This window comes from Streptomyces sp. NPDC035033, from assembly GCF_040636735.1.
Taxonomy (GTDB): domain Bacteria; phylum Actinomycetota; class Actinomycetes; order Streptomycetales; family Streptomycetaceae; genus Streptomyces.
This window is the reverse complement of sequence record NZ_JBEZUZ010000014.1, coordinates 77,227-104,215: the sequence shown is the minus strand read 5'-3', so window position 1 is coordinate 104,215 and position 26,989 is coordinate 77,227. Positions and strand designations below refer to the sequence as shown.

The window sequence follows — 26,989 nt, the reverse complement described above, 5'->3', positions numbered from 1 at the left end:
GGCGATGTACGGATGACGCACCGCCCCCCGCCGCCGGCGGGCGCGCCGGGGCGGGCGCGGCCGGCCGCGCCCGCCCCACGGGAATGATCAGACCCGTGGAACTCGTGACACTCGACATGCTCGTCCGGCGCCACCGGGAGGCCGTCGACCTCGGCCTCGCCCCGGTCGACGGCGTGCCCGAGGCGCTCGCCGCCCCCACCCCGCCGACCTGCGCCGCCTCCGGCGGCTCGCACGAGAAGACGCGCCACACCCTGGGCCGTACCAGCTTGTACGGCTCCTTCGAGGGCCGGTTCCACGGCGCGGGCGAGGCGCCCCGCGACAAGCCCGCGCCCGCTCTTCCTGCACGCCGCCCGGCGGATGGGCGCCGACCCGGCGGCGGCTGAACGGCGTCCGTCGGCCCGTGGCGGGAACACGCGCGGCGAGGTGGCGTCGGCGGCTCGGTCAGCCACTGCCTTCCTCGCCCCCGAACGTGGCGGTCACCAGCGCGACGTACTCCACGAGGACGGCGAACACCGCGTGGCCCGTGGCGGCGGTGTGCGCCGCGCAGTCGGCCGCGCCGGTCTCCGGTCGCGGTACCGGTTCCGACTCCCATCCGCACCCGCCGTCCATACAGCGCGCGGTCACGGTGACCTCGGACTCCGGCCCGGGATGCGGGGCCACGCGGTAGACCGGTACGGCGGTCACCGCCGCCGGCGCCGTGGTCACGGCCACTCCCCGGGCAGCGCCAACTTCGGCTCGTCGTGCGGGTGGTTGCGGATCTCGACCCGGAAGTCCGCCGCCCGGGAGTGGTCGTGCCTGCGCAGGCAGTTCCGCTCCCACACGGCCGCGAGCTCGCACGTCGGACAGCCCGGCACCGGCACGGCCGGCGGCACCGAACACTCCAGGTGGTCGTAGCGCGCGTGGCCCGTCGCCGGAACCGGGGTGGTGAGGACGCGGATCAGCGCCCGCTCGTCCTCCGTCGGCCGCCGCAGCTCGGCCGGCGCGGCCGTCCATTCGGCCCCGCCGCCGGGCCGTTGCAGGTGCACGAACTCGCCGTCCCAGGCGGTCACCTTCCCGAGCCGGGGCCGGCCATCAGGTGTGTCCGCCGCCATGAACGTCCCGAGGTCCGGGACGGGACCTGGGCGGTCGTTTGCGGGCATGGGGGCTCCTTTCCGTAGCGGATGCGCCACCAGGAGTCATCAGCGTGACCCAAAAAGGGCTAGTCTTCAAATCTCCAAATCCCGGTTTCGAGATGAGAGTTATGGCCAATCGAAAGGTGCTGGACCCCGGCAGTAGCCCTGAGGCCGCTTACGGGGCGCGTTTGCGCAGGCTGCGGGAGGAAAGGGGCTGGAAGCAGGAGGATCTGGCCGAGCGGACGTCGTATTCCGGCAAGCATATTTCCGCCGTGGAAACCACCCGCCGATCGGCAACTCTCCAACTCTCCAAAGAGCTTGATACCGCCTTCGGTCTGGCCGGAAGCCCGGATTCCTTCGAGAGCGAGTGGCGGAAGGCGCGGAACGGTGTGCTCATGGAGGGGTTCCCCGAGTACGCCCACCACGAGCGGCGCGCTGTGGAGATCCGCATGTTCGAGATCGGGATCGTGCCGGGTCTCCTCCAGGTGCCGGGATACGCCCAGGCCCTGGCCAGGGCGTCTGTGGGGCGCGGGGCCGTCACGGAGGACGAGGCCGCCGGGCGCGTGGCGTTCCAGGTAGAGCGGCAGCAGATTCTGGAACGGCGCCGACCGCCGATGGTCTTCGCCGTGCTGGACGAGAGTTGTCTTCGGAACCTGGTCGGCGGTCCCCAGGTCATGGCCGCTCAGCTCGACCGGCTGGTGGAGTTCGCCGCCTGCCCCTACACGGTGCTTCAGGTGGCGCCGTTCGTCATGGGCGAGCGGCGGCCGCTCAATCGGGCCCTCACCCTTCTGACCCTGCCGGACCGGTCCGTGTTCTCGTACACCGAATCACAGGCGCAGGGCAACTTGGAGCGGGACGTCTCGTTCGTCACCCCCATGATCACCGCCTACCATCAGCTCGTCGCCGAATCGCTTTCGCCGACGGACACCGTGGCCATGATCAAGGACATACGAAAGGGCATGCTGTGACGACCGAGTCCCCCAGCAGGTTCAAGTCCTCCTACGGCGACGACGGCGGCACCTGTGTCGAGGTCGCCCACAACCTCGTCCCCCTCCGTGACTCGAAGGCCCCGGCCGGCCCCACCCTCACCGTCTCCGCCACCGCGTTCACCACCTTCATCGAATCCGTCAAGCAGTGATCCGCGACACCGCGCAACGCATCAAGGACGTACGCGAACGCCTGGAACGGGAGACGGACCTCTGGGTCGCCTCCGCCGGGCCCGGCGGGACGCCGTACCTCGTACCGCTCTCCTTCCTCTGGGACGGGTCCGCCGTCTGGCTCGTCACCCGGCTCTCCAACCCCACCGGCCGCAACCTCGCCGCCCACCCCCGCACCCGCCTCGCCCTCGGCGACACCCGGGACGTCGTCCTGATCGACGGCGAGGTCACCGCGTACCGCCACGACGAGGTCCCGGCGGCGGTCGCCGACGCCTTCCGCGTCAAGACCGGGTGGGACGCGTGCCGTTCCGGGCCGGCCTACCGCTGGTTCTCCGTCCGGCCCACGGACGTGCAGGCGTGGCACGAGGAACCGGAGCTGGCGGGGCGGCGGTTGATGACGGACGGGGAGTGGGCGGACGGCTGAGGGGAGGCGGCGCCCCCGCGCCCCTCGCCGTGGACGCCGTGGACGCGTTTCGGTCACGACCGGGGCGAAGGGCTGGGCCCGTCGCGTACCCGCGGTGCACGCTGTGCCCATGGCGAGACGACCGAAGGTCCGGGCCGGCACGCCCGGTGGCCGCCTGTTCAGCGGATGCCTGACCGTGCTGGGACTGCTCCTCGTGGCCGTCGTCGGAGGGATGGTCTGGCTGGAGACGCGGCCGGCGCGCGAGGAGGCCCAGGCGCGCGAGAACCTCCGGGAGAGCGTCGAGCGGCTCCGCGCGCGGCTGGGCGAGGCTGCGGCCGACGGCCGTCTTTCCGATGCGGAGATCGCCCAGGTCTTCCCTCCTTCGAAACCCGCCGAGGGCGTCGTCGGGGTGACCCGCAGGGGCGAGGCGGTCACCGTGGTCGCGGAGGTGCTCGGCCTGGGGCCGTCGAGCGCGTTCATCTTCGTGACGCAGCGGTCGGTGACGGGGGGTTACGCCTTCGATCTCCCTTCGCCAGGGGGTTCGCGGCCCTCCAGCCGGGAACTGCCGCCGGAGGCGTGCGCGGTGCGGGCAGCCACACCCCCCGTGCCCGAGCGCCCGGACCGTGCCCGGCCCACCGCGGACGGGGAGCCCCCCGTGAGGATCCTCACCCGCCGTGCGGGGGACGGTTCCCCCGGCCTCTACGCGCACCTCCCGGGAACGCTCGTGGTCACCGACGACGGCTGCGTCGCGGTGAGGACCGCCTGGGGCGACAGGCCGACGGCCGTCGTCCGGGGGCACGGCTGGTCGGTCGAGGAGGAGAACGGCAAGGCCGCCGTGTACAGCCCCGAGGGCAGGCTCTTCGCCCGGGAGGGCGACAGGGTCGGGCTGGGCGGCGGGAGCTCCGAGCGGTTCGCCGGCGAGCCGTGCGCCGGCGACACGGTGTTCGAGGCCAACGACGACCAGGCCGGCTCCTAGCCCGGAGCGCACGCCCCCGCCGACTCCTTGCCGAAGCGCACCCCCCACCGACTCCTTGCCGAAGCGCTCGGTCCCTCGGCGGAGCCGGCGCCGAGGAGCGGCGGTCACGGGGACGGCCACGGAAAATCAGGTGCGGGGGAGCGGGCCGGGGCGTAGGGTGCCCCGCATGTCCAGCCCCGAGGCATCCAGAGCGGGGGGCTTTCGGTCCCGCCGTCAGCCCCTGAGCCTCCGCACCCCCTGAGCCTCCGTGTCCGATGATCCGGTGACGGCCACAGGCCACCGGCCGGTCACGCGTGCGCGCGTCCTTGCGCGTGCCCGCGTGTTTCCGGGGCGAGGGGGAGGGAGCGGGCGGACGGCGGCGACGAGACGACGTCCTCGTTCCCCCCCGCCCTCCTCGGAGCTTCCATGCCCCTTCCCCTTCCCCTTCCCCTTCCACTGCCCCTCCCCCTGTACCTGCTCGCCCTGGCCGTCTTCGCCATGGGCACCTCGGAGTTCATGCTCGCAGGTCTGCTGCCGGACCTCGCCCGCGACCTGGGGGTGAGCGTCGGGGCCGCCGGGGCGCTCACCTCCGCGTTCGCCGTCGGCATGGTGGTCGGCGCGCCGCTCATGGCCGTCCTCGCCCGGGGCCGGTCCGGCCGCGCCGGACTGCTCGCGTTCGTCCTGGTCTTCCTCGCCGCGCACGTCGTCGGGGCCGTGACGGCCAGCTTCCCCGTCCTGCTCCTCAGCCGGTTCGCCGCCGCCCTCGCGAACGCGGGCTTCCTCGCGCTCGCCCTCACCACGGCCACCGCCATGGTCCCGGCCGACCGCAAGGCCCGGGCGCTCGCCGTCCTCCTCGGCGGGACGACCGCCGCCACCGTCGCCGGAGTCCCCGGCGGGGCGCTGCTCGGGGCCCTCGCCGGGTGGCGGGCCGCGTTCTGGGCCGTGGCGGTACTGTGCGTGCCCGCCGCGCTCGGCGTCCTGCGGGGCGTACCCGACGGCCGGACCGAACGGACCCCGCTGCGGGGCGAGTTCGGCGTCCTGCGGGCGCCGCGGCTCCTCCGCGTCCTGGTCCTGGCCGCGCTGGTGAACGCCGCCACCTTCGGCGCCTTCACCTTCCTCGCGCCGGTCGTCACGGGACCGGCCGGGCTCACCGCCCCCTGGGTATCCGCGGCCCTCGTCCTGTTCGGCGCGGGTTCCTTCGCCGGGGTCACGGCCGCGGGCCGGTTCGCCGACCGGCACTCCGCCCGGCTCCTCGCCGTCGGCGGACCGCTGCTCCTCGCGGGCTGGCTCGCGCTCGCCGCGCTGGCGGACCGCCCGGCGGTCCTGCTGGCGCTCCTGCTCGTCCAGGGCGCCCTGTCGTTCGCCCTCGGCGGGACGCTCATCGCCCGGATCCTGTACGAGGCGGCCGGGGCGCCCGCGCTCGCCGGGGCCTACGCCACGGCCGCCCTCAACGCGGGGGCCGTGGCGGGGCCGTTGCTCGCGGCGCCGGTCCTGGAGCGGCCCACGGGACCGTTCCTGCTGAGCGCGGGGCTCGTCGCCGCCGCGCTGGCGTTCGCCGCCGTCAGCGGTAGTCGTCCGGGTGGCCCTGCATCCACGTGTTGACGAAGTCGCGGGCGCCGATCAGCTCCTTCTTGTGCTTCGTCAGGTTCTCGGAGGAGCCGTCCCCGGCGAGGGTCCCTTCCAGTTCCGCGATCCGGGCGAGCGGCTCGGGGAAGTGGCCGGGGCCCTTCGGGTCGGCCTTCATCGCCATGCCCAGTTCCTGGAGTTCCTTGTGGACGCGGCCCAGGAAGGAGGCGCAGTCCGTGTCGCAGGAGCCGTAGTACGTCGCCTGGAGGCTCGCGAAGGCGCCGCGGACGTCCTCGCCGGGGACGGGTGCGGACGGGTTCGCGGTGGGCGCGGCGGCGGGCGTGGAGTCGTCGGGCAGGGCGCCGGGGTCCCCGGGCGCGGCCGAGGATCCGGCGGCCCGCGGTGCCGCCGCCGTGGTCGTGGCCGGCACCGGGCCTCCCGCCGCGCGGTCGGGTTCGGGGGTCGTGCCGCAGGCGACGGCGAGCGCGGCGAGCGCCGCGGCGAGCAGGGCGAAGCGGTGTGCGGACGACGTGCTGGTCATGGCGGCCCCCCCAGACGGACAGTCCCGCGACCCTACCCCGGCGGGCCGGGGCCCGGCACCGAAAGGCGTCGGTGCCGGGCCCCGGGGGCGGCCCCGCCGGGCCCGGAGGAGGCCGGCGGGGGCGCCCGTGCGCCGCCTTCCCCGGTCCCTCAGCAGGAGAAGGCGACGTGCGCGAGGCGCAGCGGCCCGCGCAGCTCGACGCGGAGGTCCGTCACGTCCCGGACGTGACAGGGCGCCCCCACGGTGGCGTAGGCGTACGGGCTGCCGGTGGGCGCCACCGCGAGGCGGGCCAGCTCGGCGGAGCCCGCACCGGCGTAGAACGTCACCTCGCCCGTCCCGGCGGCCGTCACCGCCAGCTCCGTGACCCCGTCCCCGAAGTCGCACGCCCGGTAGAGGAGCGTGCCCGGAGCGTCCGCCGCCGGGGTCACCGCGTCGCCGGAGACCTTCGACCGGTCGACGATCACCGTCCCCGTCTGCTCGTCGTAGTCGACCGCCGCCAGACCGGCCTCCAGGACCGGGCGGGGCCCCGGCGCCTCGCCCGCCAGCTCGACGCGGACGGTGCGGCGGGCGTCCGCCGAGGACGGGCCCGCCAGGAACTCGTACGCCCCCGGCTCCACCGCCCACCGCCCGTGCGCCACGTCCCAGTACGCCAGCGCCGACAGCGGCACCGTGAACGCGAGCGCCGCCGTGCCGCCCGGCGCCAGGTGGATCCGCTCGTGGGCGACGAGCTCGCGGTGCGGGCGCGGCACCGACGGGGCGACCGCCCGCGCGTACACCTGGACGACCTCGTCCGAGGCGACGGCGCCCGTGTTGGTGACGGTGCAGGAGAGGCGCACCCCCTCCGCGCCCACGGCCGCCGTCAGGCCCTCGTACCCGAAGGCCGTGTACGTCAGGCCGTGGCCGAAGGGGAAGAGCGGGGTCCGGTCGGAGTAGAGGTACGTCTGCCGGCCGCCGATGACGTCGTAGTCGAACAGGTCCGGCAGGTCGTCGTCGGAGGCGTACCAGGTCTGCGGCAGGCGCCCGGCGGGGGAGACGTCCCCGGCGAGGACCCGCGCGAGGGCGGTGCCCGCGGCCTGCCCGCCGTGCGCGGTCCACAGCAGCGCCGGGAGCGTCGCCGCCGCGTCCGGCACCGCGTACGGGTAGGAGGAGACGAGGACGAGGACCGTGCGCGGGTTCGCGGCGTGCGCGGCCCGCCACAGGCGGTCCTGGTGCGGCGGGAGCGCCAGCGTCGTCCGGTCCTCGGTCTCCCGCCCGTTGACGTGCGGGTCGTTCCCGGCGACCACGATCACCGTGTCCGCCCCGGCGGCGGCCCGCGCCACCGCCTCCTCGCCCCGCTCGACGGTCTCCACCGAGAGGACGGCGGCCGTCTCGCGACCGGCGGCAACCTTCACGCCGTCGGCGGCGACAGAGACGTAGCCCCCCGTCCCGAGGTGCAGGAGGAGGTGACCGTCGCCGTGGGCCTCGAAGCGGAACGTCTCCTGGACGACCCAGCCGCCGGGCTCGTCCGCCGAGGCGCGCACCAGGCCGTCCCCGGCCACCGACAGGTACCGGCCGTCGGGCGCGCGCAGGGTCAGCACCCCGTCGCCCCAGTCGATCAGGTCGAGGAGGGTCCCCTCCGCGTCCGCGGTGAGCGGCGGCAGGTCGGTGCGGCCGGCGAGCAGCGCCGGGTCGAGGGCGACCTCCGCGCCCCGTGCGGACTCCCCGTCCGCGTTCTCCGGGACGCGCAGCGCGCGCCCGTCGGCGGTCCGCAGCCGGATCCGGTCCACGCCCTCCGCGAAGTCCACCCGGTCCGCGCCGAACCGCTCCCGGAGCCCGTCCAGCGGGGAGGAGCGGTGCAGCAGCGCGCCGCTGTACCAGTCCAGCTTGACGGCGTCCGCGAGCAGCCCGACCACCGCGATCCGGCCGCCCTGCCGCAGCGGCAACAGCGGTGCCCCACCGGCGGGTTCGTTGCGCAGCAGGACGATCGCCGCCTCCGCCGCCTCGCGGGCCAGCGCGCGGTGGGCGGCCGTGTCGTACGCGGTCTCGTGCGCGTACGGGTCGAGCTCCGGGTCGAACTCGCCGAGCAGGAACCGCACGGTCAGCTGCCGGCGCACCGCCCGGTCCACGTCCTCCTGGTCCATCAGGCCCCGCTCCAGGGCCCGTTCGAGCCGTCCCAGGACGATCGAGCTGTCGGTGCCGTGGTCGGTGAAGGAGTCGACGCCCGCGCGCAGCGCCGCCGCGACGGCCTCCTCGTGGGTGTCGAAGTAGCCCTGCGAGTCGGCGAGGTTGCTCGGCGCGCCCGCGTCGGAACAGACGAGGAGCTCCCGCTCCGTCCACGTCCGCAGCTCCGACCCCAGGTACGGGGACAGGTGGTTGGGGCGCCCGTTGACCAGGTTGTACGCGGGCATCACGCCGGCCACCGCGCCCGCCTCGACGGCGCCCCGGAAGGCCCGCAGGTCGTACTCGCGCAGCACGCGCGGGCGGACGGAGGCCGAGGAGGTGTCCCGGGCGGTCTCGTTGTTGTGCGCCAGCCAGTGCTTGAGGACGGGCGCGGTGCGCCAGTACGCCGGATGGTCGCCGCGCAGGCCCCGGGTGAAGGCGACGGCGATCGCGGAGGTGAGCGCCGGGTCCTCGGAGTAGCCCTCCTCGCCGCGGCCCCACAGCGGGTGGCGCAGCAGGTTGACGGTGGGCGCCCACACGTTGAGGCCGACCCGCTCGTCCTTCGCGCGCATCGCCCGCGCCTCGCGCGAGACGGCCTCGCCGACCCGGCGCACCAGCTCCGGGTGCCAGCTCGCGCCGAGGCCGACGGCCTGCGGGAAGACGGTCGCCGGACCCATCCAGGCGACGCCGTGCAGCGCCTCCTGGCCGGTGCGGAAGGCGGCGAGCCCGAGGCGGTCGACGCCGGGCGCGAACTGGTGGAGGAGGGCGAGGCGTTCGGCGGGGGCGAGACGGCCGAGGAGATCGGCGGCGCGTGCGTCGACGGGGAGGGACGGGTCACGGAAGGGCGGCCGGTCTGCGGTCACGGGATCCCTTTGACGGCGTGGACGGTGGGGAGGGCGGTCGCCGGAGGGCGGCCGGAAGTTTCGAAGCGCTTCGATGCTCAAGCCGCCGGGGGAGGGTGTCAAGGCTCCCGGCCGATTCACCTCCCCTACTGGTCACAGGAGTTGAAGGCATTCGGCCTTTCCCGGCGGTGCTGCGAGAAACTCCTGAACGACCCTTGCCGCGCCTGGGGGCGTCACTTAACCTCACAGCAACATCGAAGCGCTTCGACCCGCCGGTGTCCTCCCGCCGCGCCGTCGCCGCGCCCCGGGGCCCCGCCCCGCCCGCACCCCGCACCGTGCTCCACCTCCACCACCGCAGCCGGCCGGCGACCCCTCGGGCGCCGCGTGTCCTGGCGCGTGCCATGAAGGGTTGACGCAATGACGCCGAACGCCGTCTCCACGGGCTCCCGGAGAACCGAACCGAGCCGGAGGGGCTTCCTCGCCACCGGCGCCGTCGCCGCCGTCGCGGTCGCCGGCGGAGCCCCGCTGCTCACCGCCTGCGGCGGCGACGGCGACACCGGCAAGAAGGACGGCACCACCAGCGGCAAGGACGCCGCCAAGATCCTCCCCGCGTTCGTCGCCCGCGGCGTCGTCCCCGCCGACATCCCCGCCGAGAACGGCTCCGCCGCCGGCTACACCCGCGCCATCCCGAACTCCGGGCTCAAGGCGTCCGTGGAGAAGAAGGGCCAGGGCAGCGCCCTCACCGTCATGGCGCCGTTCTGGGGCACCCCGCCCGCCGCCGACAACCCGTACTACCGGGCCATGAACGAGGCCATCGGCGTCCGGGCCACCTGGCAGAACCAGGACGGCAACGTCTACGACCAGAAGCTCGGCGCCGTCCTCGCCTCCTCCACCGTCCCCGACCTCGTCGTCGTCCCCGGCTGGAACCTCGGCGGCAAGATCCCGAGCGCCGTCGACGCCAAGTTCGAGGACCTCGGCCCGTACCTCTCCGGCGACAGGGTCAAGGCCTACCCCAACCTCGCCGCCATCCCCACCGACGCCTGGCAGCGCTCCATCTTCGGCGGCAAGCTCCGCGGCCTGCCCATGCCCGCCTCGTACGTCACCAACATCGCGCCCTTCTACCGCAAGGACGTCTTCGACGCGAAGGGCTGGCAACTCCCCAGGAGCGCCGACGAGTTCCTCGCCCTCGCCAAGGAGATCACCAGCGCCAGGGCGAAGGTGTGGGCCTGCGCCGACATGACCTGGACCGCGTACAACATGTTCGGCGTCCTCAACGGCGGCGACAAGGCGCTCGGCTGGAACCTCGTCGACGGCAAGCTGGTCAACCGCGTCGAGACCCCCGAGTACCTCGAAGCCCTGGCGTGGACCCGCAAGCTCTACGACGCCGGCGTCGTCCACCCCGACGAGAAGGCCCAGAACCAGGGCGACACCAGCGTCCGCTTCACCTCCGGCCAGTGCCTCGTCTACAACAACGACCTCGCCCACTGGTACGGCAAGACCGCGGAGATGGCCGCGCGGAACCCGGAGTTCGCGATGGCCGCCATGGACATCCCCGGCCACGCCGGCGGCCCCCCGCGGCTGTGGGCCACCAACCCCGCCAACATCTGGTCCTTCGTCCGCAAGGGCGCTCCCCGGTCCGTGATCGAGGACGCCCTCGCCATCGCGGACTTCACCGCCGCCCCCTACGGCACCAAGGAGCGCATGCTCACCGACTACGGCGTCGAAGGCGTCCACCACACCGTCAAGGACGGCCTCCCGGTCAAGACCGACGCCGGCAACCAGGAGGTCGGCAGCTCCTGGATGTTCATCGCCAGCCCCGCCCCCTACATCGCCCACCCCGACCTGCCGGAGATCGCCGAAGCGCAGGTCGCGTGGCAGCGGCGGATGGGCGCCTTCACCCGCAAGTCCTCCTTCTACGGCCTCACCGTCGCCGAACCCGGGCGGTGGACCGGCCTCATGAACGACTTCGAGCAGCTGGAGAAGGACATCGTCCGCGGCCGCAAGAAGGTCTCCGACATGCAGCAGGCCGTCTCCGAGTGGAAGACCGGGGGCGGCGACCAGCTCCGCGATTGGTACAAGAAGCTCCTCGACACCACAGGCTCCGCGGCGAGCCGACCGTGAAGACCCGCGACACCACCGGCCGCCGGCCGAGGACCCCCCTCGGCCGGCGGCTCCGGCGCGACCGCACCCTCCTGCTGATGACGGTCCCCGCCCTCGCCCTCGTCCTCCTCTTCCACTACGTCCCGGTCCTCGGGAACGTCATCGCCTTCCAGGAGTACGACCCCTACCTCTCCGCCAACGGCGCCGCCGCCGTCCTGGAGTCCCCCTGGGTCGGCCTCGCCCAGTTCGAACGGGTCCTGTCCGACCCGGCGTTCTGGGACGCCGTCGAGAACACCCTGGTCTTCTTCGTCCTCCAGCTGCTGCTCTTCTTCCCCGTCCCCATCGCCCTGGCCCTCCTCGTGCACAGCGTGCTGCGCCCCCGCGTCCGCGCCTTCGTGCAGGCCGTGCTCTACCTGCCGCACTTCTTCTCCTGGGTCATCGTCATCACCGTCTTCCAGCAGATCTTCGGCGGCGCCGGCATCATCGCCCAGACCCTGCGCGAGCACGGCCACGAGGGCTTCGACCTGATGACCGACCCCGGCGTCTTCAAGTTCCTCGTCACCGCCGAGGGCATCTGGAAGGACGCCGGCTGGGGCGTCATCGTCTTCCTCGCCGCGCTCGCCGCCGTCGACCAGTCGCTGTACGAGGCCGCCGCCATGGACGGCGCCGACCGGTGGCGCCGCATGTGGCACGTCACCCTGCCCGCCCTGCGGCCCGTCGTCGCGCTGCTCCTCGTGCTCCGCGTCGGCGACGCCCTCACCGTCGGCTTCGAGCAGCTGCTGCTCCAGCGCGACGCCGTCGGACCCGCCGCCGCCGAGGTCCTCGACACCTTCGTCTGGTGGACCGGCCTGCGCAGCCAGGACTTCAGCTACGCCGCCGCGGCCGGACTCATCAAGGGGATCGTCGGCCTCGCGCTCGTCCTCTCCGCGAACAAGGCCGCCCACCTCATGGGCGAGCAGGGGGTGTACCGGAAATGACCACCCGCGTCCTCGAACGACCCGCGCCCCCCGGCCGCGGAGCCGCCCGGCCCTCCCGGTGGGCGGCACCCGCCCGCCCCGTCTGGGAGGAACCGCCGACCCGCGCCGGACTCGCCGCCAAGGGCACCCTCCTCGTCCTCGCCTGCCTCGCCGTCCTCTTCCCGCTCTGGATCGTCGTCGTCACCAGCCTCTCCACCAAACAGGCGATCACCGAGGCCGGCGGCCTCGTCATCGTCCCCGGAGACCTCACCCTCATCGCCTACCGGGAGCTGCTCGGCGGCGGACAGGTCACCCGCGCCGTCCTCGTCAGCCTCGGCGTCACCCTCGCCGGCACCCTCTTCTCGACGACGGTCTCGGTGCTCTGCGCGTACGGGCTCTCCCGGCCCGGCTCCGTCGGGCACCGCTTCATCCTCTTCACGCTGATGGGCACCATGTTCTTCGGCGCCGGCCTCATCCCCACCTACCTGCTCGTGCAGACCCTCGGCCTCACCGACACCTACCTGGCGCTGATCCTCCCCAGCGCCGTCAGCGTTTTCAACATCCTCGTCCTGCGCGCCTTCTTCATGGGCATCTCGCCCGAACTCGTCGACAGCGCCCGCATCGACGGCGCCGGCGACCTCAGGATCCTGTGGACGATCGTCATGCCGCTCTCCCGCGCGGTGATCGCCGTCATCACCCTCTTCTACGCGGTCGGCTACTGGAGCGCCTGGTTCAACGCCTCCCTCTACCTCAACGACCAGACGATGATGCCGCTGCAGAACGTGCTCATCCAGCTCGCCCAGAAGCAGGAGATCCCCGTCGGCCTCGGCCAGGCCGTCAAGGCCGGCAACCTCTCCGGACTCGCCGTCCAGATGGCCGTCATGGTCCTCGCCCTGCTGCCCGTCGCCGTCCTCTCGCCCTTCGTCCAGAAGCACTTCAAGAAGGGCATGCTCACCGGCGCCGTCAAGGGCTGACCCCCGACCCTCCTCACGGAAGAACCCGCATGCCGAGCCTCGACGACCTCACCCACCCGCCCGGCCGCCCGCCCCGCCTCCTGTACGGCGGCGACTGGAACCCCGAGCAGTGGCCGGAGGAGACCTGGACCGAGGACCTGCGGCTGATGCGCCGGGCCGGCGTCACCACCGTCACCCTCGGCGTCTTCTCCTGGGCCCGGCTGGAACCCGAGCCGGGAGCACGGGAGTTCGGCTGGCTCGACCGGCTCATGGACCTCACCCACGCGCACGGCGTCGACGTCGTCCTCGCCACCCCCACCGCCTCCCCGCCGCCCTGGCTCGGCCACCGCCACCCCGAGACCCTCCCCCGCGACGAGGACGGCCGCACCGAATGGTGGGGCTCCCGCCAGCACTTCGCCCCCGCCAGCGCGGCCTACCGCCGGCACGCCGCCGCGATCACCGGGGACCTCGCCGCCCGCTACGCCCGCCACCCGGCGCTCGTGATGTGGCACGTCAACAACGAGTACTGCACCCACGACTGGGGCGACGAGGCCGCCCGCGCCTTCCGCGCCTGGCTCCGGCGCCGGTACGGCACCCTCGACGCCCTCAACACCGCCTGGGGCGGCGACTTCTGGGGCCAGCGGTACGCCGACTGGGCCGAGGTCCTGCCCCCGCGCCGCGCCCACTACCTGCGCAACCCCGCCCACGTCCTCGACTTCCGCCGCCACACCTCCGACCTGCTCCTGGAGTGCTACCGCGCCGAACGCGACATCGTCCGCGAACACACCCCGCACCTGCCGGTCACCACCAACTTCATGCCCTTCTGGTCCGGCCAGGACGGCTGGGCCTGGGCCGCCGAGGAGGACGTCGTCTCCGTCGACGTCTACCCCGACCCCGCCGCACCGCTCACCGGCGCCCACGAGAACGCCCTCGTCGCCGACCTCACCCGCGCCGAGGCCGGCGGCCGCCCCTGGATGGTCATGGAACAGGCCGCCGGAGCCGTCAACTGGCGCCCCGTCAACCGCCCCAAGCCCGCGGGGCTCAACCGGCTGTGGGCGCTCCAGGCCGTCGCCCGCGGCGCCGACGCCGTCCACTACTTCCAGTGGCGCGCCTCCCGGCAGGGCGCCGAGAAGTTCCACTCCGGCATGCTCGGCCACTCCGGCGAAGACGGCCGCGTCTTCCGCGAGACCGTCCGCCTCGGCGCCGACCTCGCCCGCATCGGCCCCCGCGTCGCCGGCGGCCGCCTCCCCGCCGGCGGGATCGCCCTCCTCCACGACTGGGACTCCTGGTGGGCCGGCCGCCACGAGGGCGCCCTCTCCGACCGCCTCGACCAGGGCGACCTGGTCCGCGCCTGGCACCGCGCCCTCTGGGAGGCCGGACTCCCCACCGCCTTCGCCCACCCCCACCACGACCTCACCGCCCACCCCCTCGTCGTCGTCCCCCACCTCTACCTCCTCGACGACACCGCCCTCGCGAACCTGGAGCGGTACGCGGCCGCCGGCGGCCGGCTCGTCTGCGGCTTCTTCACCGGCGTCGCCGACCCCGACGACCGGATCCGCCCCGGCGGCATGGACGCCCGCCTCCGCGCCCTCCTCGGCATCGACCGGATCGACGAGTGGTGGCCCCTCGCCCCCGGCGAACGCGTCGACTGCGGCACCTTCCACGGCACCCTGTGGTCCGAGGAACTGGTCCCCGCCCCCGGCACCGAGACCCTGGCCGCCTACCGGGGCGGCGACCTCGACGGCCGCCCCGCCGTCCTCCGCCGCGGCCGCGCCCGCTACCTCTCCACCCTCCCCGAACCCGCCGCCCTGCGCGCCCTGCTCGCCGAGGCCGCCCACGAGGCCGGGATCCGGCCCGTCCTCGACGGCCTCCCCGACGGCGTCGAGGCCGTCCGCCGCGGCGACCTCCTCTTCCTGCTCCACCACGGCCGCGACCCGGTCACCGTCCCCGTGCCGGGCCGCCACCGCGACCTGCTCACCGGCACCACCGTCGACTCCGCCCTCACCCTCGACCGCTTCGGCGCCGCCGTCCTGGAGGAGCACCCGTGACCGGACCCGCGCACGGCACCTGGGAACCCGCGCCCGCCGCCCGCTGGGAGGACGCCTTCCCCGTCGGGAACGGCCGGCACGGGGCCCTGGTGTACGGCGACCCCGTGGACGACCGGGTGATCGTCACCCACCACGCCCTCGTCCGCCCCCACCACCGGCCCGGCGACACCGACCCGCCCCGCCTCGCCGACCGGCTCCCCGCCCTCCAGGACGCCCTGCTCGCCGGCGACCCCACGGCGGCCGAGACCTTCACCGACGGCCGCCCGCTGCGCCGGATCCAGCCCTTCCACCCCGGCTTCCTCACCCGCGTCGGGAACGAGGCCCCGGCGCCCGGCCCCGGGACGCGCCGCGCGGCGGACTTCACCACCGGCGTCGTCACCGCCACCGCCGGGGACCGCGTCAGCCGGGTCTTCGCCTCCCGCGCCGACGACGTCCTCGTCCAGTACGTGACGGCGCCCGGCCCCCGCGTCCGCGTCGAGCTCGACCACCGCCTCGACGGCGTGCCGGCCGGCCTCACCACCGGCCGCGGCGCCGCCACCGCCCACGGCGAGACCCTCCTCACCCTGCGCGCCCGCTACCCCGACTCCACCCTCGGCTACACCGGCCTCACCCTCGTCGTCGCCGACACCGGCCGCACCGCGCTCACCGACCGCGGCATCCGCGTCGAGGGCGCCGGCCGGCTCCTCCTGCTCACCCGGGTCCACCGCCACGACGGCCCGTACGACCCCGCCGGGGAGGCCGCCGCGCTGCGCGCCCTCGCCGGGGAGGACGGCCCCGCCGCCGCGTACGCCCGGCTCCTCGACCGGCACACCGCCCTCCACCGCACCGCCTACCTGCGGGTCGTCCTCGACCTCGGCGCCGACCCCGCCGAACGGGCCCTGTCCGGCTCGGAGCTGCTCGCCCGCCCCGCCGGACCCGCCCTCCTCGAACGCCTCTTCGCGGCCGGCCGCCACCACCTGCTCTCCTCCTCCGGCCTGCTCCCGCCCCGCCTGTGCGGACTGTGGACCGGCGACTGGGACACCGCCTGGGAAGGCGGCTTCACCACCGACGCCAACCTCGGCCTCCAGACCGCCTCCGCCGTCGCCGCCGACCTGCCCGAGGTCACCGAGGCCCACCGGGCCCTGATCCGCGGCCAGTCGGCCGACTGGCGGGACAACGCGCGGGCCGTCTTCGGCACCCGCGGCATCGTCGCCCCCGCCCACACCGACGGCGAGAGGGGCCACGCGTACCACTTCGACCGCGCGTACCCCCTCCACCTGTGGACGGCCGCCGCCGACTGGCTCCTCCTCCCGCTCGTCGAGGAGGACGAGGCCGACGGCCGGCACGACCCCTGGCTCACCGGCCTCCTCGACGAACTCGCCGACTTCTACGCGTCGTTCCTCACCCGCACCGGACCCGACGGGCACCTCGCCGTCGTCCCCTCCTACTCGCCGGAGAACCGCCCGCGGGGCGGGGGCCCGGGCGCCGTCGACGCCACCATGGACCTCGCCGCCGCCCGCCACGCGCTGACCGCCGCCGCCGACCGCGCCCCCGAGGAGCGGGCCGCCCGGCTGCGGTCCCTCGCCGACCGCCTGCCGCCCTACCGGACCAACGGGGACGGGGCGCTCGCCGAATGGGCCCGGCCCGGCCTCGGCGACCGCTACGACCACCGGCACCTCAGCCACCTCTACCCGGTCTGGCCGCTCGACGCGATCACCCCGTACGACACCCCCCGCCTCGCCCGCGCCGCCGCCCGCGCCCTCGAACTGCGCGGCCACGAGAACGAGTCGGCCCACGGCCACCTCCACCAGGGGCTCGTCGCCGCCCGTCTCGGCGACGCCGGCCGCACCGGCGACGCCCTGCGGCGGGTCCTCGCCGGCGACTACTTCCACCCCTCCCTGATGAGCGCGCACTACCCGCGGCGGAACGTCTACAACGCCGACGCCGCCCACGCCCTGCCCGCCCTGGTCGTCGAGGCGCTGGTCCGCTCCACCCCGGCCCGGCTCGTCCTGCTGCCCGCGCCCCCGCCCGGCCTCTGCGACCGGGGCCGGCTCACCGGGATCCGCACCCGCTTCGGCGCCCGCCTCGACCTCGCCTGGGCGCCGGGGGAGTACCGGGCCGTCCTCCGCCCCGCCCGCGACGCCGACGTCGAACTGCGCGCGCCCGAGGGCCGGCGGCGGCTGACGCTGCGGGCGGGCGAGGAGCACGTCCTCGTCAGTCCGTGAACCGGCGGGCCGGCGGCGGGCCCGAACTCTCCCGGGCGGTCAGCACCGGCGGGAGCAGCTCCACCCCCCGCGCGTGCGGGCCGTCCGGGTCGGTGAGCCGGGCGAAGAGCCGCTCCACCGCCCGCCGGCCCAGCTCCTGCGCCGGGATCGCCACCGAGGTCAGCGGCACCGACGCCCGCTCGGCCACCGCCTCGGGGCAGACCGCGACCACCGACACGTCCTCGGGGACCGCGCGGCCGGTCCGCCGCAGCAGGGCGAGCAGCGGCTCCACGGCCGTCTCGTTCTGCACCACGAAGGCGCTGACCGCCGGGCGCTCGTCGAGGATCCGGGCGAGCACCCCGGCGACCGCGTCGTGGCTGCCGTCGCACGGCCGGTGCAGCAGCCCGACGCCCAGCCGGGCGGCCCGCTCGCGCAGCCCGCCGAGGGTCCGCTCGGCGAAGCCGGTGTGCCGGGCGTACACCCCGGGCGAGCCGCCGACGACGGCGATCTCCCGGTGCCCGAGCCCGGCCAGGTGCTCCACGCAGAGCGCCCCGGCCGCGGCGAAGTCCAGGTCCACGCAGTTCAGCCCGGTCGGGTCGGCGGGCAGCCCGACGAGGACGGCCGGCGGCGCGGCGCCGCGCAGCAACGGCAGCCGCCCGTCGTCCAGTTGCACGTCCATGAGGATCACGGCCTCGGCGAGCCCGCTGCCGGTGACCCGGCGCAGCGCCGACGGCCCCTCCTCGCCGGTGAGGAGGAGGACGTCGTAGCCGTGCGCGCGGGCGGTGGTGGCGACGGCGACCGCGATCTCCAGCATCACCGGCACGTACATGTCGGTGCGCAGCGGCACCATCAGCGCGATGATCCGCGACCGGCTGCTGGCGAGCGCCCGGGCCCCGGCGTGCGGCTGGTAGCCGAGCCGCTCGATGCTGGCGCGCACCCGCCGGCGGGTGCGGTCGGAGATGGGCCGCTTGCCGCTGAGGACATAGCTCACCGTGCTGGCCGACACCCCGGCGTGCCGGGCGACCTCGGCAAGCGTGACCATCCGATCTCCCCGCGGCCAGGACTGGTGAATCGCTTCGACGGAACCGTCGAAAGTCGCTTCGGCCGGCTCAGCGAGACGGTAACGCGGGGGAGTTGACGTGTCCAGACTGTGGGCGGGGAAAGATCGAAGCGCTTCGACGGAGGAGGCGGGAAGGGGAGCGGGGCCGGAATCCCGAACCGTCCAGCCCCGACCCCGAACCGGTCGGTGACCTCCTCGCCGAACCGGGGACCGCCCGGCCGGCGGTCCGGTACGGGGCGTCGGCCGGGCGCGGTCAGGGCGCGTCGGTCTCCCCGGCCGGCTTGCGCAGCACCTCGGTGAGCGCGGCGATGCTGTCCTCGCCGTGTCCGGCTTCGGCGGCCCGCCGCACCAGCTCGTGCAGCGGCGCGAGCCAGGCGGTGTCGACCCCGGTCTCCGCCCTCAGGGCGGCGTCGTCGTCGACGGCGGCGAGGAAGAGGTTCACCGAGGAGGCGCTGCCGGAGCAGTCGCCCCTCACGGCCGGTCCGCGCCCGTTGCCCGCCCCCCGGCGCGCCGCTAGTCTCTGTCCGCGATTTCGGCCGTGGTACGGCATATCGAACGACGTGAGGGTGAGGTGGGGGCATGGGGCGACTCGTACCCGCGGTGACCAGGGCATTCGACATTCTGGAGCTCTTCCTCCAGGGGGACGGCACGCTCTCCGCGCCCGAGATCACCCGCCGGCTCGGCCTGCCCCGCACCACCACCCACGAGCTGGTCTCCACGCTCGCCGCCCGCAACTACCTGGTCCCGGTGCCGGAACAGCCCGGCCGCTTCCGGCTCGGCGTGCGCACGTACCAGCTCGGCAGCCGGTACGCGGAGCAGCTCGACCTCGCCGCCGAGGGCCGCCGGGTCGCCCACGAGATCGCCGAGGCTTGCGGCGAGACCGTCCACGTCGCCCTCCTGGAGGACGCGGACGTCATCTACGTCGCCAAGGTGGACTCCACCCGCGCGGTGCGCATGGTCTCGGCGGCCGGCCGCCGCCTTCCCGCCCACTGCACGGCCGTCGGGAAGATGCTCCTCGCCATGCTCCCCGCCGCCGAGCTCGACGCACTCCTCGACGGGCGCGAGCTGACCGCCATGACGCCGGAGAGCATCACCGACCCGGACGTCCTGCGCGCCGCCCTCGCCGAGATCGCCGTCCTCGGCGTCGCCGTCGAGCAGCGCGAGTCGAACCCGGACGTCTCCTGCGTCGCCGCCCCCGTCCGCGACCGCTCGGGCCGGGTCGTCGCCGCGCTCTCCGTCTCCGTCCCGGTCATCCGCTGGGACGAGGACCGCGAGAACGAGCTGACCGCCCTCGCCGTCCGGGGCGCCGGCGAACTCTCCGCCCGGCTGGGGTACCGGGGGGCGCCCCGCTGAGCCGGCCGCGCGGCCGGCTCAGCCGCGCGCACCGCCGCCCCCCTTGGCGGCCTTCCGCATCCGGCTCACCGGACCGAAGACCTCCCGGTCCTCCAGGAAGCCCTCCAGGGCGAAGGTCGCCGCGCCCCGGGTCACCGCGTTGTGCGGTACGGCGCTGCGCCGCAGGGTCGCCGCCCGGTGCGGCAGCGCCAGCGCGTGCCGCCCCACCGCCTCGTACGCGGCCGGCAGCAGCCGCTCCCCGAGCAGGTCGACGACCTGGTTGCCCACCACGACGACCTGGGGGTTGACCAGGTTGATCAGATTGGCGACGGCGGCGCCCAGACAGCGCCCGGTGCGCTCGACGGCGGCGGCGGCGACCGGGTCGCCCGCGTCGGCCGCGCGGGCCAGCGCCGCGACCGTGGCCGCGTCGTCCGGGCCGGTCGCCCGCTCGTCGTCCGGGGCGAGTTCGCGCCAGGTCGCGGCGATCCCGCGGAGCGACACGTACGCCTCCACGCAGCCCCGGTTGCCGCAGGTGCACGGGCGCCCGTCGAGGGCGATGCAGGTGTGGCCCCACTCGCCCGCGCTGTTGGTGAAGCCCCGGTACAGCTGCCCGCCGATCGCGATGCCCGCGCCGACCCCGGCCCGCAGCGTCAGCACCACCAGGTCGTCGACCTCGCGGCCCGCGCCCCACCACATCTCCGCGACCGTGCTGGCCCGCAGCGGGTTGTCCAGCCACAGCGGCAGCCCCAGCCGCTCGTCGAGCAGCGCCCGCAGCGGCACTTCGTGCCAGGACCAGTACGGCGAGAACGACGACACCCCGCCCTCCCGCTCGACCATGCCCGGCACGCTCACCCCGGCCCCGAGGACCCGGGCCCGGTCGGTCCCGGAGGCGGCGAGCAGCTCCTCGACGGCCCCTCCGACCGCCTCGACCACGTCGGCCGGCCGCACGTCCCCGGGCGGGAGGGGCCGTTCCACCGAGTGGCGGACCGTCAGGGCCAGGTCGAACAGCTCGGCGTGGACCGAGGTCTCGGCGATGTCGACGCCGATCAGCGCGCCCCGCTCGGCGTTCACCGCCAGCCGCGCGCGCGGCCGCCCGCCGCCGGACTCCTCGTGCCCGGCCTCGGCCAGGACGCCGGCCTCCAGGAGCTCGGCGGTGAGGTTGGCGACGGTGGCGAAGGAGAGGCCCGTGGCGGCCGCGAGGTCCTGCCGGCTCATCGCGCCCGGGCCCGCGTAGACCCGGCGCAGCACCTCGAAGCGGTTGAGGCGGCGAATGTCCTGCGAGGTGCGCCTGATCATCCCTGCTGCCCTCCGTCGGTGCGCGGTCGTCCACGGGATCTTATTCGAAGGGTTGGAAGAAGTCGGCGCCGGGATATTTACAACGGTTAGACGAAGCCGTAGTTTTTCTCCCGCCACCTCGGAACGAACAGAACTCACCAGAATCAATCACGATTCCCCAGGGGTCCCAGCGCCCCGAGGCTCCCCGGAACCCCTCCCGAAGGAGAAGCGATGCTCCAGCTCAGGGCCGTGCCCTGCACCCCCGCGCCCGGCCGCCTGCCCGAGGGCCCCGTCTGGGACACCGCCCGCCAGGAGCTCCTCTGGGTCGACATCACCGAGGGCCTCGTCCACCGGGCCGCCCTCACCCGGGAGGACGGCCGCACCGACCTGGTGCCCACCGCCGCCCTCCGCTTCGACCGCCCCGTGGGCGCGGCCGTCCCCTGCGCCTCCGGGGCCCTCCTCGCCGCCGTCGGCACCGCCTTCGTCCGGCTGGAGGACGGCCGTCCGCCCGCCGAGGCCGTCGAACTCGCCGCGCCCGCCCTCCCCGACGACGGGGTGCCCCGCCGGCTGAACGACGCCTCCGTCGACCCCGCCGGCCGCCTCCTCGGCGGCACCATGGCCTTCGACGAACGGCCCGGCGCCGGCGCCCTCTACCGCCTCGACGCCGACGGCCTCACCACCCTCGTCGAGCCCGTCTCGATCTCCAACGGCCTCGGCTGGAGCCCCGACGGCACCCTCCTCTACTACGCCGACAGCCCCACCCGCCGCGTCGACGTCCTCGACTACGACCCCGCCACCGGCGCCCTCTCCGGCCGCCGCCCCTTCGCCGTCCTCGACAGCGGCTACCCCGACGGCCTCACCGTCGACGCCGAGGGCAACGTCTGGGTCGCCGTCTGGGGCGGCGGCGAGGTCCTCGCCTTCACCCCCGGCGGCGTCCTCCGCGCGCGCGTGGAACTGCCCGCCTCCCACGTCACCAGCTGCGCCTTCGCCGGCCCCGACCTCGACGTCCTCGTCATCACCACCGCCACCCACCACCTCCCCGAAGAGCGCCGCCGCGCCGAACCCGACGCCGGCCGCCTCTTCGTCTGCCGCCCGGGCGTCACGGGCCTGCCCGCCACCCCGTACGCCGACCGCTGACCCGCTCCCAGGAGCCCACCATGACCAGCCCGTACGAGGGGCTGCGCGCCGCCCTGGCCGCCGCCCCCGTCATCGCCATCCTCCGCTCCTCCTCCGCCGACCGCTTCGCCGAGGTCACCGACACCCTCCTCGCCTCCGGCGTCCGCGCCGCCGAGTTCACCCTCACCACCCCCGGGGTGCTCGACGCCCTCCGCGAGTACGCCGCCGACGCCCCGCCCGGCCTCGCCCTCGGCGCCGGCACGGTCACCACCCCCGCCGAGGCCCTGGCCGCCGTCGAAGCCGGCGCCACCTACCTCATCACCCCCGCCACCTGCGTCGACGTCATCGCCGAAGCCGTCCGCCTCGACGTGCCGGTGCTGCCCGGCGCGTACACGCCGACCGAGATCCTCACCGCCTGGCGGGCCGGCGCGACCATGGTCAAGCTCTTCCCGGCCGCCGCCGGCGGCCCCGCGTACCTCAAGGCCGTCCGCGCCCCGCTCCCCGACGTGCCGCTCGTCCCCACCGGCGGCATCTCCGCCGCCGACGCCCCCGCCTACCTCGCCGCCGGGGCCACCGCCCTCGGCATCGGCGGCCCCCTCGTCGGGGACGCCTGCGAGGGCGGCTCCCTCGCGGCCCTCGCCGACCGGGCGGCCGCCTTCCTGGACGGGACACGGCTCCGATGACGCACCCGGCAGAGACCCGCGGACCCGCCCTCGTCACCCTCGGCGAGGCCATGGCCGTCGCCGCCGCCACCGGACCCGGGCCCTTCGCCAACGGCGCCCCGCTGCGGCTCGGCTGGGCCGGGGCCGAGGCCACCGTCGCCGTCGGCGTCAGCCGGCTCGGCCACACCGCCGCCTGGACCGGCCGCGTCGGCGACGACCCCGCCGGGGCGATGATCCTCGCCGGACTGCGCGCCGAGGGCGTCGACGTCTCCGGCGCCCGCACCGACCCCGGCGCCCCCACCGGCCTGATGCTCCGCGAGCGCCGGACCGCCGACCGGCTCCGCGTCTCCTACTACCGCGCCGGCCTCGCCGGCTCCCGGCTCGCCCCCGGCGACCTCGACGAGGCCCGGATCACCGGCGCCCGGATCCTCCACGTCACCGGCATCACCCCGGCGCTCGGCGCCACCGCCCGCGCCGCCGTCGAGCACGCCGTGGCCCTCGCCCGGGCCGCCGGCGTCACCGTCTCCCTCGACGTCAACCACCGCGAGCGCCTGTGGAGCCGCGCCGAGGCCGCCGAGACGCTCGGCCGCCTCCTCCCGCACACCGACCTGGTCTTCGCCGGCCCCGAGGAGGCCACCCTCTTCGTCCCCGACGGCGCACCGGAGGAGACGGCCCGCGCCCTCACCCGGCTCGGCCCCGCCGAAGCCGTCCTCAAGCTCGGCGCCGACGGCGCCCTCGCGGCCACCGCCGACGGCACCCACCGCCAGGCCGCGGTCCCCGTCACCGCCGTCGACCCGGTCGGCGCCGGCGACGCCTTCGTCTCCGGCTACCTCGCCGCCCTCCTCGACGGCTCCCCGGTCCCCGAACGCCTCCGGCTCGCCGCCCTCTGCGGCGCCTTCGCCGTCTCCGTCCCCGGCGACTGGGAGGGCATCCCGCACCGCGCCGAACTCGGCCTCCTGGCCGCCCAGGACATCACCCGCTGACCCCCCGTCCCAGAAAGCCCCTCCCATGAACCGTTTCTCCGGGCAGACCGCCGTCGTCACCGGCGCCGCCTCCGGAATCGGCGCGGCCAGCGCCGCCCGGCTCGCCCGCGAGGGCGCCGCCGTCGTCGTCGCCGACATCGCCGCAGCCGCCGGCGAGGCCGTCGCCGCCCGCATCCGCGAGGAGGGCGGCCGCGCCGCCTACGTCCGCTGCGACGTCTCCTCCGAGGCCGACTGGGCCGCGCTGCGCGAGGAGACCCACGACCGCTTCGGCCCCGTCTCCGTCCTCCACAGCAACGCCTTCGTCCACACCCCGGGCGCCGCCCACGAACTCCCCGTCGACTCCTGGGACCGCGAGCTCGCCGTCAACCTGCGCTCCCTCTACCTCGCGACCCGGACCTTCCTCGACGACCTGCGCGCCGAGGGCGGCAGCCTCGTCGCCACCTCCAGTGTCCACGCCGACTTCGGCCTCCCCGGCTACCCCGCCTACGCGGCCTCCAAGGGCGGCATGTGCGCGCTGGTCCGCCAGTTCGCCGTCGAGTACGGCCCCGACGTCCGCTTCAACTCCGTGCTGCCCGGCCCGATCCTCACCGACGTCTGGAACGACGTCGACGAGGAGGGCCGCCGGCTCTCCGCCGACGCCACCGCCCTCGCCCGCCTCGGCCGCCCCGAGGAGGTGGCCGCCGCCGTCGCCTTCCTCGCCTCCGCCGACGCCGCCTACATCACCGGCACCAACCTCGTCGTCGACGGCGGCTGGACCGTCAAGAAGGACTCCAAGTGAAGGACCGCCGAGACACCCCCGTGAAGGACCACCCGTGAAGATCACCTCCCTGAAGACGTACCTCGTCGCCCCCCGCTGGTGCTTCCTGCGGATCGACACCGACGAGGGGATCACCGGCTGGGGCGAGCCCGTCGTCGAGGGCCGCGCCCACACCGTCGCCGCCGCCGTCGACGAGCTCTCCGACTACCTGGTCGGGCAGGACCCGACGCGGATCGAGGACCACTGGCAGGTCCTCACCAAGGGCGGCTTCTACCGCGGCGGACCGGTCCTCTCCAGCGCCGTCGCCGGCATCGACCAGGCCCTGTGGGACATCAAGGGCAAGGCCCTCGGCGTCCCCGTCTGGGAGCTCCTCGGCGGCCACGTCCGCGACCGCGTCCGGGTCTACAGCTGGATCGGCGGCGACCGCCCCGACGAGGTCGCGAGCGAGGCCCTGGCCCGCAAGAACGAGGGCTTCACCGCCATCAAGATGAACGCCTCCGCCCAGCTGCGGCTCATCGACACCCCGGCCGCCACCCAGGCGATCGTCGACCGGGTCGCCTCCATCCGCGAGGCCGTCGGCGACGCGTTCGACATCGCCATCGACTTCCACGGCCGGCTCACCCTCCCCATGGCCCGCCGGGTCCTGCCGCTCCTGGAGCCGTACCTCCCCTTCTTCGTGGAGGAACCGGTCGTCCCCGAGATGAGCGACCACATCGGCGAGGTCGTCCGCTCCACCTCGATCCCCGTCGCCACCGGCGAACGCCTCTACTCCCGCTGGGACTTCAAGAAGGTCCTCGGCCAGGGCATCGCCGTCGCCCAGCCGGACCTCTCGCACGCCGGCGGCATCTCCGAGACCCGCCGGATCGCCGCCATGGCGGAGGCGTACGACGTCTCCCTCGCCCCGCACTGCCCGCTCGGCCCCATCGCGCTCGCCTCCTGCCTCCAGGTCGGCTTCGCCACCCCGAACCTGCTCATCCAGGAACAGAGCCTCGGCATCCACTACAACACCGGCTCCGACCTCCTCGACTACCTCGTCGACCCCTCGGTCTTCCGGTACGAGGACGGGCACGTGGCCCTGCCGACCGGCCCCGGCCTCGGCATCGAGGTCGACGCGAAGGCCGTGGAGCGGGCCGCCGAGACCGGCCACCGCTGGCGCAACCCCGCCTGGCGCCGCGACGACGGCTCCCTGGCGGAGTGGTAGTCCCGGAACACGAGCGAGGGCCGGACTCCCCGACGGAGTCCGGCCCTTCACCCGTCGGGCGTCCTAGCGGTGGGCGAACCAGCCCGCCGCCGGAAGCAGCCGGCTGTCGTAGTCGAACAGGGCCTGGTTCTCCCAGGCGTTGCCCGACGACGGGTCCGTCGGGTCCCAGCCGTTGCCGGTGACCGCCGTCCAGGCCGGCTCCCAGTAGACGACGCCGAGGCCGCGGCCGCCCGGGACGGCCTCCACCACGTTCATCACGTCACGCAGCCACGCCGACTGGCCGGCCGGGGAGGCCGGGTAGCCGGAGACCAGCTCCGACGACAGGTCGATGATGTTCTCGTGCGCGTCCTCGCTGTCCAGCCGGAAGGGGTACGCCGTCTCCGCGACCATCACCTTCTTGCCGTAACGCGCCGAGATGTCGTCCAGGTTGGCCTGGAGCGAGGACAGCGCCCCGTGCCAGTAGCCGTAGAAGGACAGCGCGATCACGTCGTAACTCACGCCCTGCGCCCGGGCGTTGTCGAACCAGTTCCGGTACAGCGCGTTGTCGCCGCCGTTCGCGAGGTGCAGCGCGATCTGCGTCGTCGGCGACACCGCCTTCGCCGCCGAGATACCGGAGCCGAGCAGCCCCGCGAGCTGCGTCCAGTTGGACGTCGACCCCTCGGGCCACAGCATGCCGGTGTTGATCTCGTTGCCGATCTGCACCATGTCGGCCGTGGTGCCCTGCGCCTTCAGCGCGTCGAGGACGTCGTACGTGTGGGTGTACACGTCCGTCTTCAGCTGCGCGTACGAGTGGCCCGCCCAGGCCGCCGGCTTGGTCTGGGCGCCCGGGTCGGCCCAGACGTCCGAGTAGTGGAAGTCCACGAGCAGCTTCATGCCCTGCGCCTTGATGCGCTTCGCGGTGGCGAGGACCTGGGCCTTGGTGTTGTAGCCGTCGGCCGGGTTCACCCACACCTTCAGCCGGCCGTAGTTGGCGCCCGCGCCCTTGAGGAGCGCGACCGGGTCGCCGGCCGTCCCCGAGGCGTTCTTGTACGTGGCGCCGAAGTCCTCGTTCTTCTCGAGGGCGGACAGGTCCACGCCCTTCACGGTGAGCCCGGTCGAGCCCGGGGTGAAGGTCAGGTCGTCCACGTTCAGCCAATTGCCCGCTTTGGCATCGGAGTTGACGCTGATCGTGCAGTCGCCGCCGACCACCTTGACGGAGGTCACGACCCGTATCCAGGAACTGGTCGTCACCGGCAGGTCGGTGCGCTGCTCGGCGGAGCCGCAGTTGCGCAGCGCGAGGTAGGCCGCGTTCTGGCCGCCGCCCGAGCGCACCCAGGCGCTCAGCGTGTACGTGCCGTCGGCGAGGCCGCTGAGGTACTGGTACGTCTCCACCTTGTAGGCGGACGACGACCAGTGCGAGAGGCGGTGGCCCCCGCCGCGGCCGCCGGCCTCGGTGAAGGAGGCGGAGTTCTGTCCGGTGGCCGAGTAGGTCGACCAGCCCGACGGCGTGGCCGTGCCGGTGCCGTCGGCCTCGAAGCCGGTGTTGGTGAGCGTGCTCGCGGCCACGGCCTGCCGCGCGGGCAGCGGGGCGAGCAGCAGCCCCGCGCCGAGCGCGGTGGCGAGAGCGGCGGAGCGGAGCCGGAAACGGCCTCTGGTGGTGCGCATCGCC

Annotated in this window: 25 protein-coding genes; 17 read left to right on the top strand and 8 right to left on the bottom strand. The window is 74.8% G+C overall.

The window, feature by feature from the left end; translation table 11 throughout:
- The first annotated feature begins 95 nt into the window (after positions 1–95).
- Complete coding sequence (locus tag AB0E83_RS09125; RefSeq protein ID WP_362108173.1) at positions 96–383, top strand: hypothetical protein; 288 nt, start codon at positions 96–98, stop codon at positions 381–383.
- A gap of 58 nt (positions 384–441) precedes the next feature.
- On the opposite strand, the gene AB0E83_RS09120 is transcribed toward AB0E83_RS09125, so the two are convergent.
- Entirely contained in the window at positions 442–705 is a 264-nt protein-coding gene (locus AB0E83_RS09120; RefSeq protein ID WP_362108171.1) for a hypothetical protein, read from the bottom strand.
- Positions 702–1,139, bottom strand: coding sequence for a hypothetical protein (locus AB0E83_RS09115; protein ID WP_362108169.1), 438 nt, complete (start codon positions 1,137–1,139; stop codon positions 702–704). Before AB0E83_RS09115 ends, AB0E83_RS09120 begins: the two co-directional genes overlap by 4 nt.
- A 101-nt stretch (positions 1,140–1,240) precedes the next feature.
- Here AB0E83_RS09115 and AB0E83_RS09110 point away from each other — a divergent pair, with 101 nt between their 5' ends.
- The 5 genes from AB0E83_RS09110 to AB0E83_RS09090 all read left to right on the top strand — a co-directional run bounded on the left by AB0E83_RS09110 (position 1,241) and on the right by AB0E83_RS09090 (position 5,229).
- Complete coding sequence (locus AB0E83_RS09110) at positions 1,241–2,080, top strand: helix-turn-helix transcriptional regulator (protein ID WP_362108167.1); 840 nt, start codon at positions 1,241–1,243, stop codon at positions 2,078–2,080.
- Entirely contained in the window at positions 2,077–2,250 is a 174-nt protein-coding gene (locus tag AB0E83_RS09105) for a DUF397 domain-containing protein (protein WP_362108165.1), read from the top strand. The genes AB0E83_RS09110 and AB0E83_RS09105 overlap by 4 nt, the downstream gene beginning before the upstream one ends.
- Positions 2,247–2,693 (top strand): pyridoxamine 5'-phosphate oxidase family protein, encoded by a 447-nt coding sequence (locus tag AB0E83_RS09100; RefSeq protein WP_362108163.1) that lies wholly within the window; start codon positions 2,247–2,249, stop codon positions 2,691–2,693. Before AB0E83_RS09105 ends, AB0E83_RS09100 begins: the two co-directional genes overlap by 4 nt.
- A 109-nt stretch (positions 2,694–2,802) precedes the next feature.
- Positions 2,803–3,648 carry a hypothetical protein gene (locus AB0E83_RS09095; protein WP_362108161.1) on the top strand — a complete coding sequence of 282 codons (846 nt, stop codon included), beginning with the start codon at positions 2,803–2,805 and terminating at the stop codon, positions 3,646–3,648.
- 435 nt (positions 3,649–4,083) lie between these two features.
- A complete protein-coding gene (locus tag AB0E83_RS09090; protein ID WP_362108183.1) occupies positions 4,084–5,229 on the top strand; it encodes a Cmx/CmrA family chloramphenicol efflux MFS transporter in 1,146 nt (381 codons plus the stop codon).
- On the opposite strand, the gene AB0E83_RS09085 is transcribed toward AB0E83_RS09090, so the two are convergent.
- Positions 5,189–5,734 (bottom strand): hypothetical protein, encoded by a 546-nt coding sequence (locus AB0E83_RS09085; RefSeq protein ID WP_362108159.1) that lies wholly within the window; start codon positions 5,732–5,734, stop codon positions 5,189–5,191. The two genes, AB0E83_RS09090 and AB0E83_RS09085, sit on opposite strands and share 41 nt — an antisense overlap.
- Positions 5,735–5,883: 149 nt before the next feature.
- Positions 5,884–8,736: a glycoside hydrolase family 3 C-terminal domain-containing protein gene (locus tag AB0E83_RS09080; protein WP_362108157.1), complete on the bottom strand. Its 2,853-nt coding sequence runs from the start codon at positions 8,734–8,736 to the stop codon at positions 5,884–5,886.
- Positions 8,737–9,132: 396 nt separating this feature from the next.
- Here AB0E83_RS09080 and AB0E83_RS09075 point away from each other — a divergent pair, with 396 nt between their 5' ends.
- Genes AB0E83_RS09075 through AB0E83_RS09055 form a run of 5 tightly spaced genes read left to right on the top strand, consistent with a single transcriptional unit; the run spans position 9,133 to position 16,976 of the window.
- Positions 9,133–10,836 (top strand): extracellular solute-binding protein, encoded by a 1,704-nt coding sequence (locus tag AB0E83_RS09075; RefSeq protein WP_362108155.1) that lies wholly within the window; start codon positions 9,133–9,135, stop codon positions 10,834–10,836.
- Positions 10,833–11,792, top strand: a complete 960-nt coding sequence (locus tag AB0E83_RS09070; protein ID WP_362108153.1) for an ABC transporter permease subunit — start codon at positions 10,833–10,835, stop codon at positions 11,790–11,792. The genes AB0E83_RS09075 and AB0E83_RS09070 overlap by 4 nt, the downstream gene beginning before the upstream one ends.
- A complete protein-coding gene (locus AB0E83_RS09065) occupies positions 11,789–12,745 on the top strand; it encodes a carbohydrate ABC transporter permease (RefSeq protein ID WP_362108151.1) in 957 nt (318 codons plus the stop codon). The genes AB0E83_RS09070 and AB0E83_RS09065 overlap by 4 nt, the downstream gene beginning before the upstream one ends.
- Before the next feature lie 29 nt (positions 12,746–12,774).
- On the top strand, positions 12,775–14,772 hold the full coding sequence (locus tag AB0E83_RS09060; protein WP_362108149.1) for a beta-galactosidase: 1,998 nt from the start codon (positions 12,775–12,777) through the stop codon (positions 14,770–14,772).
- The gene (locus AB0E83_RS09055; RefSeq protein WP_362108147.1) at positions 14,769–16,976 is read left to right on the top strand and encodes a glycoside hydrolase N-terminal domain-containing protein; all 2,208 of its coding nucleotides are present in this window, start codon (positions 14,769–14,771) and stop codon (positions 16,974–16,976) included. Before AB0E83_RS09060 ends, AB0E83_RS09055 begins: the two co-directional genes overlap by 4 nt.
- Here the strand turns inward: AB0E83_RS09055 and AB0E83_RS09050 are convergent.
- Both AB0E83_RS09050 and AB0E83_RS09045 read right to left on the bottom strand, forming a co-directional pair.
- Positions 16,966–17,997 (bottom strand): LacI family DNA-binding transcriptional regulator, encoded by a 1,032-nt coding sequence (locus AB0E83_RS09050; protein WP_362108145.1) that lies wholly within the window; start codon positions 17,995–17,997, stop codon positions 16,966–16,968. The genes AB0E83_RS09055 and AB0E83_RS09050 overlap by 11 nt on opposite strands.
- Positions 17,998–18,268: 271 nt before the next feature.
- The gene (locus tag AB0E83_RS09045; protein WP_362108143.1) at positions 18,269–18,490 is read right to left on the bottom strand and encodes a hypothetical protein; all 222 of its coding nucleotides are present in this window, start codon (positions 18,488–18,490) and stop codon (positions 18,269–18,271) included.
- A 104-nt stretch (positions 18,491–18,594) separates the two neighbouring features.
- Here AB0E83_RS09045 and AB0E83_RS09040 point away from each other — a divergent pair, with 104 nt between their 5' ends.
- Positions 18,595–19,368: an IclR family transcriptional regulator gene (locus tag AB0E83_RS09040; protein ID WP_362108141.1), complete on the top strand. Its 774-nt coding sequence runs from the start codon at positions 18,595–18,597 to the stop codon at positions 19,366–19,368.
- Positions 19,369–19,386: 18 nt separating this feature from the next.
- On the opposite strand, the gene AB0E83_RS09035 is transcribed toward AB0E83_RS09040, so the two are convergent.
- Positions 19,387–20,643 carry an ROK family protein gene (locus AB0E83_RS09035; RefSeq protein ID WP_362108139.1) on the bottom strand — a complete coding sequence of 419 codons (1,257 nt, stop codon included), beginning with the start codon at positions 20,641–20,643 and terminating at the stop codon, positions 19,387–19,389.
- 210 nt (positions 20,644–20,853) lie between these two features.
- On the opposite strand from AB0E83_RS09035, the gene AB0E83_RS09030 reads away from it, so the two are divergent.
- The 5 genes from AB0E83_RS09030 to dgoD are packed head-to-tail and all read left to right on the top strand — an operon-like array spanning position 20,854 to position 25,341.
- A complete protein-coding gene (locus tag AB0E83_RS09030; protein WP_362108137.1) occupies positions 20,854–21,759 on the top strand; it encodes an SMP-30/gluconolactonase/LRE family protein in 906 nt (301 codons plus the stop codon).
- Positions 21,760–21,779: 20 nt separating this feature from the next.
- Entirely contained in the window at positions 21,780–22,421 is a 642-nt protein-coding gene (locus AB0E83_RS09025) for a bifunctional 4-hydroxy-2-oxoglutarate aldolase/2-dehydro-3-deoxy-phosphogluconate aldolase (RefSeq protein WP_362108135.1), read from the top strand.
- On the top strand, positions 22,418–23,383 hold the full coding sequence (locus AB0E83_RS09020; RefSeq protein ID WP_362108133.1) for a sugar kinase: 966 nt from the start codon (positions 22,418–22,420) through the stop codon (positions 23,381–23,383). The genes AB0E83_RS09025 and AB0E83_RS09020 overlap by 4 nt, the downstream gene beginning before the upstream one ends.
- A 25-nt stretch (positions 23,384–23,408) precedes the next feature.
- Positions 23,409–24,161 carry an SDR family oxidoreductase gene (locus AB0E83_RS09015; RefSeq protein WP_362108131.1) on the top strand — a complete coding sequence of 251 codons (753 nt, stop codon included), beginning with the start codon at positions 23,409–23,411 and terminating at the stop codon, positions 24,159–24,161.
- Between the two features lie 34 nt (positions 24,162–24,195).
- Entirely contained in the window at positions 24,196–25,341 is a 1,146-nt protein-coding gene (gene dgoD, locus AB0E83_RS09010) for a galactonate dehydratase (protein ID WP_362108129.1), read from the top strand.
- Positions 25,342–25,404: 63 nt separating this feature from the next.
- Here dgoD and AB0E83_RS09005 read toward each other — a convergent pair whose 3' ends face one another.
- The gene (locus tag AB0E83_RS09005; RefSeq protein WP_362108127.1) at positions 25,405–26,985 is read right to left on the bottom strand and encodes an arabinogalactan endo-1,4-beta-galactosidase; all 1,581 of its coding nucleotides are present in this window, start codon (positions 26,983–26,985) and stop codon (positions 25,405–25,407) included.
- Positions 26,986–26,989 lie beyond the last annotated feature (4 nt).